The 13,342-nt window shown below is 61.0% G+C and carries 8 protein-coding genes; 5 read left to right on the top strand and 3 right to left on the bottom strand.

Annotated features, from left to right (window positions below; translation table 11 throughout):
- Positions 1 to 129 precede the first annotated feature (129 nt).
- The 4 genes from GFS31_RS02920 to GFS31_RS02905 all read left to right on the top strand — a co-directional run bounded on the left by GFS31_RS02920 (position 130) and on the right by GFS31_RS02905 (position 7,271).
- Positions 130 to 4,128: a magnesium chelatase subunit H gene (locus tag GFS31_RS02920; protein WP_198806792.1), complete on the top strand. Its 3,999-nt coding sequence runs from the start codon at positions 130 to 132 to the stop codon at positions 4,126 to 4,128.
- A gap of 355 nt (positions 4,129 to 4,483) precedes the next feature.
- Positions 4,484 to 4,963, top strand: a complete 480-nt coding sequence (locus GFS31_RS02915; RefSeq protein ID WP_198806791.1) for a hypothetical protein — start codon at positions 4,484 to 4,486, stop codon at positions 4,961 to 4,963.
- A gap of 143 nt (positions 4,964 to 5,106) precedes the next feature.
- Entirely contained in the window at positions 5,107 to 6,717 is a 1,611-nt protein-coding gene (locus tag GFS31_RS02910) for a DEAD/DEAH box helicase (RefSeq protein WP_198806790.1), read from the top strand.
- A gap of 167 nt (positions 6,718 to 6,884) precedes the next feature.
- A complete protein-coding gene (locus GFS31_RS02905; RefSeq protein WP_198806789.1) occupies positions 6,885 to 7,271 on the top strand; it encodes a hypothetical protein in 387 nt (128 codons plus the stop codon).
- Positions 7,272 to 7,408: 137 nt separating this feature from the next.
- On the opposite strand, the gene GFS31_RS21220 is transcribed toward GFS31_RS02905, so the two are convergent.
- From GFS31_RS21220 to GFS31_RS02890, 3 genes are all read right to left on the bottom strand, one after another.
- On the bottom strand, positions 7,409 to 8,485 hold the full coding sequence (locus GFS31_RS21220) for a hypothetical protein (protein WP_198806788.1): 1,077 nt from the start codon (positions 8,483 to 8,485) through the stop codon (positions 7,409 to 7,411).
- A gap of 101 nt (positions 8,486 to 8,586) precedes the next feature.
- Positions 8,587 to 9,519 (bottom strand): hypothetical protein, encoded by a 933-nt coding sequence (locus GFS31_RS02895; protein WP_198806787.1) that lies wholly within the window; start codon positions 9,517 to 9,519, stop codon positions 8,587 to 8,589.
- Positions 9,520 to 9,607: 88 nt separating this feature from the next.
- A complete protein-coding gene (locus GFS31_RS02890) occupies positions 9,608 to 10,528 on the bottom strand; it encodes a PstS family phosphate ABC transporter substrate-binding protein (RefSeq protein ID WP_198806786.1) in 921 nt (306 codons plus the stop codon).
- Between the two features lie 175 nt (positions 10,529 to 10,703).
- On the opposite strand from GFS31_RS02890, the gene GFS31_RS02885 reads away from it, so the two are divergent.
- Positions 10,704 to 13,244, top strand: a complete 2,541-nt coding sequence (locus tag GFS31_RS02885) for an O-antigen ligase family protein (protein WP_198806785.1) — start codon at positions 10,704 to 10,706, stop codon at positions 13,242 to 13,244.
- Positions 13,245 to 13,342 lie beyond the last annotated feature (98 nt).

Raw genomic sequence — 13,342 nt, 5'->3', positions numbered from 1 at the left:
CTGTGGTTCCGTTAAGAAATGTTTCTTTGATACAGTATTTGGCGGTTCGTGAAGCCTGGGTTACTAAGTTTCTTGGCAATCCGGCCCTCTCCAGCCCCTCGGCCTTAGCAGCGAAAGGAGTTTTACTGCATGTTCACCCACGTCAAGCCCACTGTGCGCCACATTGCCCCCGACGATCTGAACGGGCGGAGGCTGGTCAAGGTGGTCTATGTGGTGTTAGAGCCTCAGTACCAGAGTGCTCTATCCTCCGCCATCCGGTCGATCAACGCCCACAATTCCCAGGTGGCGTTTGAGGTCAACGGCTATTTAATCGAAGAACTGCGCGATGCCAACAACTACGAGGCGTTTAAGCAGGATGTGGCCGAGGCCAACGTATTCATTGCCTCGCTGATCTTTATTGAAGACCTGGCCGATAAGGTGGTGGAAGCGGTGGCCCCCGTGCGCGACCAGTTGGATGTGGCGGTGTGCTTCCCCTCCATGCCCCAGGTGATGCGCCTGAACAAGATGGGCAGCTTCTCCATGGCGCAGTTGGGCCAGTCGAAGAGCATGATCGGCTCCTTTATGAAGAAGCGCAAGGAGAAGTCTGGCGCGGGCTTCCAGGATGCCATGCTGAAGCTGCTGCGGACGCTGCCCACGGTGCTGAAGTATCTGCCCGTGGAAAAGGCCCAGGATGCCCGCAACTTCATGCTGAGCTTCCAGTACTGGCTGGGCGGCTCGCCGGAGAACCTGGAAAACTTCTTCCTGATGCTGGCCGACCGCTACGTCATCACCGATAGCCAAATCGAGGGTGCCCCCCAAACCGAAACCCTCGACTACGAAGAGCCCGTCACCTACCCCGACATGGGCATCTGGCACCCGATGGCCCCGGCCATGTTCGAGGATATTAAGGAATACCTCAACTGGTACACCTCCCGCCGGGATATTTCCGACGACCTCAAGGATCCCCTCGCCCCCACCATTGGCCTGGTGCTGCAACGGACGCACCTCGTCACCGGGGATGAGGCCCACTATGTGGCCATGGTGCAGGAATTTGAGTACCTGGGCGCGAAGGTGATCCCCGTGTTTGCGGGCGGTTTGGATTTCTCCAAGCCCGTGGATGCCTACTTCTTTGACCCCGTGGATAACTCCAAAACCATCGTGGATGCGGTGGTGTCCCTCACCGGGTTTGCCCTGGTGGGTGGCCCCGCTCGCCAGGATCACCCCAAGGCCATCGAGACCCTGAAGCGGCTGAACCGTCCCTACATGGTGGCCCTGCCCCTGGTGTTCCAAACCACCGAGGAGTGGGAGGACAGCGACCTGGGCCTGCACCCGATTCAGGTGGCGCTGCAAATGGCCATTCCTGAGCTGGATGGGGCCATCGAACCCATCGTGCTGTCGGGACGCGATGGCCTGACCGGACGGGCGATTTCCCTGCAAGACCGGATTGAATCCATCACTCAACGGGCGATGAAGTGGGCCAACCTGCGCCGCAAGCCCAAAGTGGACAAAAAGCTGGCCATCACCATCTTCAGCTTCCCGCCGGATAAGGGCAACGTCGGTACCGCCGCCTATCTAGACGTGTTCGGCTCCATCTATAAGGTGCTAGAGGCGATGAAGCAGAACGGCTACGATGTGCAGGATCTGCCCGAATCCCCTGAAGCGCTGCTGCAAGAGGTGATCCACGATGCCCAGGCCCAGTACAGCAGCCCCGAACTGAACGTGGCCTACCGGATGCCCGTGCGCGAATACCAAGCCCTCACCCCCTACGCCGAGCGCCTAGAGGAAAACTGGGGCCCAGCGCCCGGACACCTCAACACCGACGGCGAAAACCTGCTGGTCTACGGCAAGGCCTTCGGCAACGTGTTCATCGGCGTGCAGCCCACCTTCGGCTACGAGGGCGACCCGATGCGGCTGCTGTTCTCCCGTTCCGCCAGCCCCCACCACGGCTTCGCCGCCTACTACACCTTCCTGAACAAAATCTGGGGCGCGGATGCGGTGCTGCACTTTGGCACCCACGGCTCTCTGGAATTCATGCCCGGTAAGCAGATGGGGATGTCGGGCACCTGCTATCCCGACAACCTGATCGGCAGCATCCCCAACCTCTACTACTACGCCGCCAACAACCCCTCGGAGGCCACCATCGCCAAGCGCCGGGGCTACGCCGAAACCATCAGCTACCTGACGCCGCCTGCTGAGAATGCGGGTCTATACAAGGGGCTGAAGGAACTGAGCGAACTGATCGGCTCCTACCAAGGCAACAAGGAAAGCGGTCGGGCGGTGCAGATCGTCAACGCCATCATCGAAACGGCGCGGATCTGCAACCTGGATAAGGACGTGGAACTGCCCGAAGGCGATTCTGGCGACCTGTCTAACGATGAGCGGGATGCCTTGGTGGGCAAAATCTACATCAAGCTGATGGAGATTGAATCTCGTCTGCTGCCCTGCGGCCTTCATGTGGTCGGCAAGCCCCCCAGCGCCGAGGAAGCCATCGCCACCCTGGTCAACATCGCCGGACTGGATCGCGAAGAGGACGGCATCATGAGCCTCCAGCGGATCATCGCCGACAGCCTAGGCCGCGACATTGAGGAGATCTATCGGAACAGCGACCGGGGCGTGCTGGCCGATGTGCAACTGCTCTACGACATCAACCAAGGGGTACGCGCCGCCGTCGCCGCCCTGGTGCATGAGCAGATTGACGCCGAGGGTCGGGTGTCCATGGTCTCTCGGCTGAACTTCTTCAACATTGGCCGCAAGGAACCCTGGATCAAAGCCCTCCACGAGGCGGGCTACACCAACGTCAACGCCGACGCCATCAAGCCTCTGATGGAGTACCTGGAGTTCTGCCTAGAGCAGGTCTGCGCCGACAACGAACTGGGCGGTTTGCTGCAAGCCCTCGAAGGCGAATACATCCTCCCCGGCCCCGGCGGCGACCCCATCCGCAACCCGGAAGTGCTGCCCACGGGCAAGAACATCCACGCCCTCGACCCCCAGTCCATCCCCACCACCGCCGCCGTGCAGTCGGCCAAGATTGTGGTGGATCGGCTGCTGGAACGGCAGCGCCAGGAAAACGGCGGCAACTACCCCGAAACCATCGCCACCGTGCTCTGGGGCACCGACAACATCAAGACCTACGGCGAATCTCTGGCGCAAATGCTGTGGTTCGTCGGCGTTAAGCCCCTGCCCGACTCCCTCGGTCGGGTCAACAAGCTGGAGCTGATTCCCCTGGAGGAACTGGGTCGGCCCCGCGTGGATATCGTGGTCAACTGCTCTGGCGTGTTCCGCGACCTGTTCATTAACCAAATGGCCCTGCTGGATCGCGCCGTGAAAATGGCCGCCGAAGCCGACGAGCCCCTAGAGATGAACTTCGTCCGCAAGCACGCCCTGCAACAGGCCGAGGAAATGGGCATTGGCCTCCGGGAAGCCGCCACCCGCATCTTCTCCAACGCCTCCGGTTCCTATTCCTCCAACATCAACCTGGCGGTGGAAAATAGCACCTGGGAAAACGAGGCCGAACTCCAGGAAATGTACCTGAAGCGCAAGTCCTTTGCCTTCAACTCCGACAATCCCGGCGTGATGGACAGCAATCGCGGCCTGTTCGAGTCGGCCCTGAAGACGGCGGACGCCACCTTCCAAAACCTGGATTCCTCGGAGATTTCCCTCACCGACGTGTCCCACTACTTCGATTCCGACCCCACCAAACTGGTGGCCAGTCTGCGCGAAGACGGCAAGGCCCCGGCCTCCTACATCGCCGACACCACCACCGCCAACGCCCAGGTACGCACCCTCTCCGAGACCGTCCGCCTGGATGCCCGCACCAAAATGCTGAACCCCAAGTGGTACGAAGGGATGCTCTCCCACGGCTACGAGGGCGTGCGGGAACTCTCCAAGCGCTTGGTGAACACCATGGGCTGGTCGGCCACCGCAGGCGCAGTGGACAACTGGGTCTACGAAGACGTGAACACCACCTTCATCCAAGACCCAGAAATGTGCAAGCGCCTGATGGATCTCAACCCCAACTCCTTCCGCCGCATGGTTTCCACCCTGCTGGAAGTGAACGGGCGCGGCTACTGGGAAACCAGCGACGAAAACCTGGAACGCCTCCAAGAGCTGTACCAGGAAGTTGAAGACCGCATCGAAGGCGTTGAATAGACGCTGCGTTGAGTCAGCCTTGATTCGACGTTAATAAGCCAACGAAAAGCCCGGTTTCTTCAGGAAATCGGGCTTTTTTAATGGCCATTACCCCAAAAAAGTACCTTGGCCCCGCAGGCCGTTGACCACTCCCGCCAGATAGGGGCTCATCAACCGTTGCACCATAGCCAATCCGGTTAGGAATCCCCTGATTCCGCCGAGCGCTGTTGATTCCAGGCGTGCATTCCAGCCATTCGTCCCAGCTGTGAATAGCAACCTTGGGTGGACTGGCAACGCTTCCCCATGGCGATCAAATTCTTCGTTCATTTTTGGCAACCTGCGCCATGATGGGACTGCACGGTGTGAGGAGGAGGCCATGAATCGCTATGCGTTGGGCGCAGCTATGGCGCTGCTGGTGCTGCTGGCTTGGTCGGGGGCGGGAGGCATGAGCCAACTGCTTCAGGGCAATAATCAGCCGCGAGGTGGGTTACGAGCCGATGACCGCGATCTAGGGACACAGCCTATCGAGCAGGCAGGGCAGGCCGTACAGCGTCAAAATATGACCCCATCTGGCACACCCGCCCTGGGCACCACGGTTCCCAACAACTCGGCTGTGATGGGTGGCGGCGACATCACCCCCACCAACGGCGGGTTTACGGCCCCAGCGGGCACCCCACCCACCCTTAGCCCCACCCAGCCCGGAGCAACTCAAAACGTGATTCCCCGCCAGGGAGCCACCACCCTACCCGCCCCCATTGGCGACATTGCCCCAGTGCAGCCCGGTTTGGTGCGACCCGACCCAGCGCCCCCCGTCACCAACGACCCCGAACTGGAGTCGATCCCAGCCCTGTGGTAGGGAGATCCCTCCCCCTCAATCCCTCTCCCTGGGGGAGAAGGACTTTGAAGGATACTCCAGCTCCCCTCTCCCTAGGGGAGAGGGGCTGGGGGTGAGGGCTAATCCCCCACATTCCATGAACCTATCGTCTTCCTTGCCTTGCGATGTCTGCCGTGCCGCCCAAACTACGTCCCTACCAGGTTGACCTGATTAACGATCTCTACCGAGAGTTGAATGAGGGCCACAAGCGGGTGGCCATTGTGGCGGGCACCGGGGCCGGGAAAACGGTGATTAGCGGTCAAATTTGTGCCCACGCGGAGTCAGCGGGCAAACGGCTGATGTTTTTGGTGCATCTGGACGTGTTGGTGGGCCAAACCTACGAAAAAATGAAGTCCTTTGGGCTGCACTGCGGCTTCATCAAAGCGGGCTGGGAGGAAAACCGCGACGCCCCGATTCAGATTGCCAGCATTCAAACCATGGCCAAACGCCGCTGGTGGAAACAGTGGCCCGCCGATGTGGTGTTCTACGACGAGGGCCACATCACCCTATTCAGCCAGGTCGGTAAGTCGGTACTGAAGACCTTTCCCAACGCCACCCACCTAGTGATGACCGCCACCCCCGAACGCCTGGGCAAAGAGCAACTGGGAGATGTGCTCGATACGCTGGTGGCCTCCCCGGTACCCAGCGAGTTGCAGCACATGGGCTATCTGGCCCCGATGAAGTACTACAGTATGCCCCCCGATGGCGTCGCCAACCTGGCGGAGGTGAAAACCGTGGGCGGCGACTATGACGAAGCGGGCCTCAAAAACGCCTGCGACCGTCCAGAACTGGTCGAAAAAATCGTCACCGAATGGCAGCGCCTCTGCCCCGGCAAACGCACCATCGCCTTTTGTGTGGATTTGGAACACGCCCGCCATGTGGCCAACGCCTTCAACGCCGCTGGCATCCCCGCCGCCACGGTGGAAGGGGGCACCCCGATCAAAGAACGTCAGCAGATGTACCAAGATTTGCGCCAGGAAAAGATCCTGATGCTCACCTCCTGCAACGTGATCAGTATCGGCTTTGACGAGCCCAGCGTGGAGGTCGGCCTGCTGCTGCGGCCCACCCAATCTAGCGCCTTGCACCTGCAACAAATTGGCCGCGTCATGCGGATTTCGCCCCACACGGGCAAGGGCTACGGCATTATCCTCGACCAGGCGGGCAATCTGGAACGGCTGGGCTTCCCGGAAGACATCAAGGACTACCACCTGCCCACCCAGCAAGCCAGCAGCGACGACTCCAAACCCGCCCCCACCAAACCCTGCCCCCAATGCGGACGGGTAGTGCTAGCCTTCATCGCCAAATGCCCCGACTGCGGCCACCAGTGGATCACCGAACGCCCCCTCAACCTGGAGGACATGGTGGAGATCTACTCCGCCGCCCAGGCCCACCAAATCAACGACTTGCCCACCCTAGTCGAACTGTTCCACAGCCACCGTCGCCGCGCCTACCTGCGCCGCAATGCCCCCACCTGGGCCGAACGCTCCTTCTGGGAACACTGCGGACGCAAACCGAAGGATTCCTGGTACTTTGGCTCCCTGTTTGGCCCCCGCCCCACCCCCTACCAAATGATGGAGTATTGGGAATATCTACAAAAAAGCGCTAAACGCCTCGGCAAACGCCAGGACTGGATCGTGCAGGAATTTGAAAAAGAATGCGGCCCCGGCAGTTTTCAACGCTTAGCAGGCTTTCGGCAAGGGACACAGAATCCAACAAGCTCTAGATTTCTGGCCTAGCTAATACCTGCTGTCAAAACATAGCGAGATTGACCGCGACACAGGCTGACCCTCCATTGCGACCGACTCAAGTCGAGCTAGAAGATAAAATATATACTCATATTGAGTTACTGCGCTAGCATCAGCATAAGTTCTTTGAACTGAGGCTAAAAATACGTGCAAGCAATATGACCCGTTACTCACTGGATATATCCGACATCGAAAAAAAGCAAATTGAGTCTTGTCGTAGCGACTTGAGTTGGAAAGAGCTTAGCTTTGGGGCAAAGCTGAGAGTTTTGATCTTTGAGCAGGTTGAAACACTAGAAGAGGAGAGTAATAAAATGATAGACACCAACCGTGCCGCCACCATGGCTGAAATGTATGCTAAAGCCTGTCCTGGGGGTCTCTATGGCCCGTTAAACGGTGCTGTAATCGACATTGTGGATACAGCAAAGATGGCGCGTTACCGTATGGCGGAAGTGTTTGGCATAGATCCTCAGGACGTTCCTCTAGAGTCCTGCATTAAGGTGGCTACCGAGGCACTCTTGAGGGCTCAGCAAGATCTAGAGTCATGATTATCCGAAGCATCTAGCCTCTGGATGATGCTCTGGGTGGTGCATTTGCAGCGATTACGCCCTGGCGACACGCTAACAGCTTGGGTGAGCTGCAATACCACTCCAGAGGAATCAGGGTTAGCCAAGTCGGATTGGCTTTAGGTACTAGGCGTAACCGCAAGGCAGGGATTCGGCCCAGCCTCCACGCTGGGTTCAACCGTGAGGATATAGGCGCTGACCTGATTGGCCGTTGGGAGCGTTTGGTCGGCCAGGGTGCTCAAGGCCCAGTCATCGACGGCCCCATAGCCAGAGCTTTGCAATAGGACGGGCGGGCCGTGGTGGGAGCCATCGGGATTGACCACAAGGCCCACCCTAACTAGGCCAGGGGCCGGATTGAGGCAAGCCCGCTGCCAATAGGCCACAGCCACGGGGTCGGGCAGGGTCTCCGCTGTGAGATCAGCGATCCCGGTGTCTTGGCGAATCTGCGTCTGCCATTCACGGTAGTTGGTGGCAAAGGCTTCCTCGGTGCTGGTTACGGCGTTGTAGCTAAACCGTTCCCGCAGGGCCTCCGTCAGCCGATTGAGCCGAGATGGGGAAAAGTTCAGCCGAGCCGCATGGGCCTGCAATTGCTCCCGCAGGTTATTTCCTGCCAGGGCAGGGGGGCGGGGCGAGGCCATGAGCGCCTGGGTTTGGTTTTGGTTAGATGAATCAGCGGGCGCAGGTCTATCGCTAGGCACAGGCGGAGCCGCAGGGCTGGGGGCGCTGGGGCGGGGGCTTTCCGTTTCCCCGGCCTGGGGGCGGTTGGCGGCAGGGCTGGGGGGAGGCGCAGGATTGGGGGACGATTGGCCCTGGCCGACATTTTCCAGGTTGCGAGGAACTGTCCTGGGTTGGGGAACTGTCCGGGGCGCGGTGGGGGCAACCTCAGGCGAGCGCTGGGCTGGAACGCCTACTCCGGCTGGGTTCAGAGGTTGTGTCCCCGCCATTGGGGTAACAGCCTCCCCTGGGGATTGGCCTGCCATCGGGTCTTCCCCTTCGGAGGAAGACGTCGGGAGAACGCGGGTCATCGCCACACTGTCCTGCTCTGGATCGGGTGGGGGAATGGGGCTATCGTCCGAGGCTCCGGTGGGCAGCATCAGAACGGCCCCATGCAGCCCCAGGGAGGCCAGCAGCATGGGGGCGAGCAGGCGTTGCCACGGCAGCCTATATTTTGGGGGTGGCGGGGGTTGGAACGTCATAGCAGCACGAAGTGAGGCAACGGTTTGGTGGCCCGTTATCAATAGGGCTTCCTATTCAGGATAGATCCAGGGGGCTGTCGAGTTGGGGCAGGAAGGACGGTTCAGGGAGCCCAGCCCAGCCTAGGGTCAGACGACCAAATGATCACGAGGCCCGTGGCCTGGGGATTGCCCACCCCCAGCCCCACAACGGAAATAAACAGCAGCGGCTGTCCTCCCTGCAACACTTGAAACAGGGTGTGGCCACAGTAGCCCTCCGGTAGGGGGCTGACCTGGTAGGCGGGCGTTGGAAAGGTGCGGGGCACATCCTGCTGCTCGATGAATTGCACATTGCGGGTCAGGTAGCGGACATCCACAGCCCCCGGAGCCAAGCGGTAGCTATCGGCGCTAATTTGGCTAAAAAAGCAGGCTTGCTGCTGGGCCGACCACTCCTGGATACCACGTCGGGTTAAAAACGCTACGGCGGGAAAGGAAGTAGCTGTGGAGTCAAAATCGCTTTCTCCCGACCCGCGAGTGAGGCGCGTCACAATTTCCAAAACTTCCTGTTCCTGCACCACCACGGGGGGAGGGTTGGAATCCACCGCCGTAGAGGAGGCCACGGGTGGGTTATCCTCGGTGCTCAAGGCTTCGAGGTTGTCCGTAGGGAGATCCGTTGGGGCCATGGCCTCTAGGGGGGCGGGCGGCAACGCGCTGGGATCGGGGTATGAATCGGGTATTCGAGGAGCCACTGGGGCGGCTGGGGGTGGGGCGGCTGGGGGTGGGGCCGTGGGCGTCTCAGCGGGCGGCGGTGTCTCAGCCACCGGGGCCGGAGCCGCCAGGGAGCTAATACTGAGCAGATCCACAAAGTCCTCCTCAGCCGTTGTTTCCTCCTCAGTGGCCTCTGGGCGAGGGGGCATCGGTGCCATCAACAACAGCCCATGGATCGCTAGGGATAGACTAACCAGCAGGCCCGCCCAAGCCGTGGGCGAGACACAGCGTGTCTTGAGCCCCGCCAGCCGGGACAAGGGGTTGATCCGTGGAGAGGCGTCGGGGGCCATAGGGCTGAGTACCAAAGGGGGCAGAAAGCCCTTGGAACACCATCATCCCAAGGGCTATGGGCAGGGGTTGGCGTGGGCAACCAGCAGTCTACAGCCCAGACCGAATGGCGCTGTAGCGTTCGGTAGGCAGCGGCACATAGCCCACCTCAGGAACCAGGGTGGTGGCCTGGTCTAGCATGAACTCCACAAAGGCGCGTACCTCAGGCCGAGACTCTAGGCTGCTCTTCCTCACGTAGAAAAAGATCGGTCGGGAGAGGGGTACATAGGTGCCATCGGCCACGTGCTCAACCGTGGCAGCAACCCCATCGATGGCCACCGAAGCTAAGCGCCCTTGGTTTTCTAGGTAGTAGGCCATGCCAAAGTAGCCCAGGGCACCCCGGTCGCGGGAAACCCCCACTACTAGGATGTTGTCATCTTCGCTGGCGGTGTAGTCAGTGCGGCTTTCGCCAGAGGTGCCGATAATGGCCTCGGTAAAGTAGTCGAAGGTGCCGGAGTCGGTGCCGGGGCCGTAGAGGGAAATCGGGGTGTTGGGCCAGCTCGGATTGATCTGATTCCAGCGGGTGATGCGCCCTTCGGCAGCGGGCTCCCACAGGGTGCGAAGCTGATCCACGGTCATGCTTCTGGCCCAGGTGTTTTCGGGGTGAATCACTACCGTCAGGGCATCGATGGCGATGGGCACTTCCACGTACTCCACCCCCGCTGCCGCGCAGAGTTCAGCTTCCGTGTCGCGGATGGGGCGGGAGGCTCCGGTGATGTCGAGTTCGCCAGCACAGAACTTGCGAAAACCGCCCCCGGTGCCCGATACGCCCACGGTGACTTGCGTGCCGGGGTTCGCCGCGATAAACTCCTCGGCCATGGCCTCGCTGATGGGAAACACCGTGCTAGACCCATCCACCTGCACCAGGGAGCTTTGGGCCGGGGCTGGGGTCGCTCCAAACCCTAGGGCCACGGTGGCCGCTACTGCGCTAGCCAGGGCATAGCGGTTCAATTTTTGTCTGCTCATCACCATAGGACATTCTCCGTAGCGGTCGAAGGAAGAAAAATTCGCCACCCCAGAGAATACGAGGCTCACCCTAAGCCCACCTCATGGCTGGGCTAAGGCTACATTGTCTCAATCTCAACAAAAGTTTAAGAAAGCAAGTGGGGTACACTGCTTCCACCACGATCCCGTCTGCTCCGCCACCATGACCGCCCCATCTCTCGATTCCCCCCGTTCCTGCCCTGGTCAGCGGCGATGGCCCTGGCGGCTGGGGCCTCACCTCGCTGTGCTGGTGATCTTGAGCTGGCTGCCCTTGAGCTACTTTCGCATGGTGGACTGGCCCTGGCTGGGGCTGTGGCAGGGAGGATTTTTGGCCCTACTGGTGGGGCTAATTCTACGGCTGCGACAGCTTCAGCGGCCCTTCCTGGGCCTAGGGCACGGGTTGGATAGCTGGCTGTTGGCCCTGGGGGCTGTTCTGGCCCTATCGAGTCTGGCATCGCCGTTTCCTCGGGTGGCGCTGTGGAATACCAGCGTAGTCATCGCCTACGCCCTCGGACTCTACGCCTACCGCAATGAAGTTGATCACAGCGCGTTAACGCGGCGGCGGCTGTGGCTGGGCCTGGTGGCGGTGGCGGCGGGGGTGGCGCTCATCAGCTTGGCTCTGGGTTGGCCCGAGGTAGCCTCTTTGTCATCCCAGGACTTTTTTACGGCCCTTCGCAACCACCAGCCCCTAGGACACCACAACTTTGTGGGCGGCTATCTGGGGCTGACGCTGCCCCTGGCGGTGGCGGCAGCTCTGGCCCTGTCTGGCCCTGGGCGTTGGGCCGCTGCCGGAGCCGTAGGTCTAATCACCACCGCCCTCTACCTCAGTGGCTCCCGAGGAGCTGCCTTGGGTTTTATCGTCTGGCTAGTCGGGGCCTGGGCCTGGGGCCTAGGCAGGGCTCACCAGGATCACCGCTGGCGTTGGGGGCTGATGGGGGTAGTGCCCCTGGGGGCGATGGGGCTGGCCCTGGGCCTCAACCCTCGCCTGCGCGGTTGGTTTAGCATGGCAGGCGCTGCGGATGGCCCCACCCTGGATCGCTGGTTTATGCTGCGGCTGGGGGGCAATATTTTGGCAGATCGCCCCTGGGTGGGGGTGGGGCCGGGGGTGATGAGTCGGATGTCTAACCTCTATCGCCCGATTGAAACCGGGGCCGGACTGGATCACATTCAGCAGTTGCACAATACCCCGGTGCAGATTGCGGGGGAGTTGGGCCTGCCGGGGCTGATCCTATACCTAGCGGGGCTGTTTTGGCTGGGCCGACGGCTGTGGCAACTGTGGCAGTTGCCCTTGGCGACGGCGGATCGGCACCTTTTGGGGGGCATTGGCGGCGCGTTTGTGGCCTATGGCGTGTCTAGCCTGACGGATTATCAGCTCGAAAATATCCCCATTTCTGGCACCCTGGTGGCCCTGGTCGTACTGCTGATCAGCCTTGCCGATGCCTATGGATTACCCAGCCGCACCATTCTGCCCGCCCACCGTCGGCTGGCCAGCTTGGTCGTCTGGGCCGGGGTTGGGCTCCTGGTCTACCTCTGGTTGCCCTTTGCGCTCACGGTGGGTCTGGGGGCTCAGGCCAAAGCCGCCTTTGACCGTCAAGCCGTCAATCTGGCCGATACCCGCTGGCACCAAGCCACCCTACTCAGTCCCTGGGATCCAACCGCCGCCGCCATGGCCAGCGAGTCCTTCCAAGACCTGAGTGAGCTACTGGGCGATTCTGAAGCCAAGGTCAGGGTGCGTGCCCTCGCGGTGGACTATGCCCAGCAGGCCCAAGCCGCTGCTCCCAATGATGTCTGGTTTAACCAAAATCTGGCGGTACTCTACCAGCCCGACGACCCTGCCCAAGCCTTGACCTACGCCCAGCGATCCGTCCAGATCCTGCCCCGCCACCGCCACTACGGCTACTGGCTGCTGGGGGAACTACTCTTAGCCACCGACCAAGCGGCCCAGGCCATCGCGGCCTTTACCCTAGAAGCCCTGGTCAATCCGGCCTCCCTCACCTATCCACTGTGGCAAAGCCCGCCCCTACAAGCGATCTATCCCGCTGTGGTCAGCGCAACCCTGGCGGAATACGATCACCTGCTGGCCGAGGTGAATGCCAGCGATCCGGGCTACGGCGTTCTGTACGAAACCCGTGCTGTCCTGGGCTGGTGGGTCGGACAACCGCTGGCGTCTTTGGATACCAGCCGATTGCGGCCCTTCTTGCCTGCCGTCTTCTGGGCTGACACCGATCCTGCCGCTGCCCTAGCCCATCTAGAAAGCCTGATCGCCACGGATGCCCCACCGCCCGCTCTCTTGATGGCGGCATGGCTCGACCCAGACACCCACTGGCCCGCCTACACCCAGAACGACCTTCAGGCGGGCGGATCTCTGACCCTCGATACCCTGCGTCTGGCCGACACCCTGGCTATTCAACCGCTGCGGTCGTGGCTGACATCCCTGCCCCTGCCCCCAGACCGCTCCTACCGAGGGGGGCTAGCCTTCGCCTACCGCAATGCCCAGGCCCAAGCCATCACCCAAATGCTGGCCCCACCCAGCCTAGAAACCCATCTGGTGATCCGCAAACTAGGGCTTTTTCAGCCCTGGCCGAGGGAGTTTCCGGCGTTAGATCAGCGCCTAGAAAGCCTCAAAACTACAGCTCTGGGCCTAGCTCATCCCACCGTCACCGGGCGCTATCGGGCTCTCTCCACCGGGCAATCTGCCCATTAAATATCCCCTCAAGGTGTGTCGCTCCAAGGGCAAAACCCTCGGCCCACGAACCTGAGCTTCGCTCCCCCAACCGCCCAACCAAGGGCCATAAACCCTAG

This window comes from Leptolyngbya sp. BL0902, assembly GCF_016403105.1.
Taxonomy (GTDB): Bacteria; Cyanobacteriota; Cyanobacteriia; order Phormidesmidales; family Phormidesmidaceae; genus Nodosilinea.
Note: the sequence above shows the minus strand (reverse complement) of the source record. Positions and strands in the feature narration are given on the sequence as shown.

Excerpts from the sequence above, each read along its gene's own strand:
- GFS31_RS02905 (WP_198806789.1), top strand. The coding sequence starts at position 6,885 with ATGACCCGTTACTCACTGGATATATCCGACATCGAAAAAAAGCAAATT.
- GFS31_RS02885 (WP_198806785.1), top strand. The coding sequence starts at position 10,704 with ATGACCGCCCCATCTCTCGATTCCCCCCGTTCCTGCCCTGGTCAGCGG.
- GFS31_RS21220 (WP_198806788.1), bottom strand. The coding sequence starts at position 8,485 with ATGACGTTCCAACCCCCGCCACCCCCAAAATATAGGCTGCCGTGGCAA.
- GFS31_RS02920 (WP_198806792.1), top strand. The coding sequence starts at position 130 with ATGTTCACCCACGTCAAGCCCACTGTGCGCCACATTGCCCCCGACGAT.
- GFS31_RS02915 (WP_198806791.1), top strand. The coding sequence starts at position 4,484 with ATGAATCGCTATGCGTTGGGCGCAGCTATGGCGCTGCTGGTGCTGCTG.
- GFS31_RS02895 (WP_198806787.1), bottom strand. The coding sequence starts at position 9,519 with ATGGCCCCCGACGCCTCTCCACGGATCAACCCCTTGTCCCGGCTGGCG.
- GFS31_RS02910 (WP_198806790.1), top strand. The coding sequence starts at position 5,107 with ATGTCTGCCGTGCCGCCCAAACTACGTCCCTACCAGGTTGACCTGATT.
- GFS31_RS02890 (WP_198806786.1), bottom strand. The coding sequence starts at position 10,528 with ATGGTGATGAGCAGACAAAAATTGAACCGCTATGCCCTGGCTAGCGCA.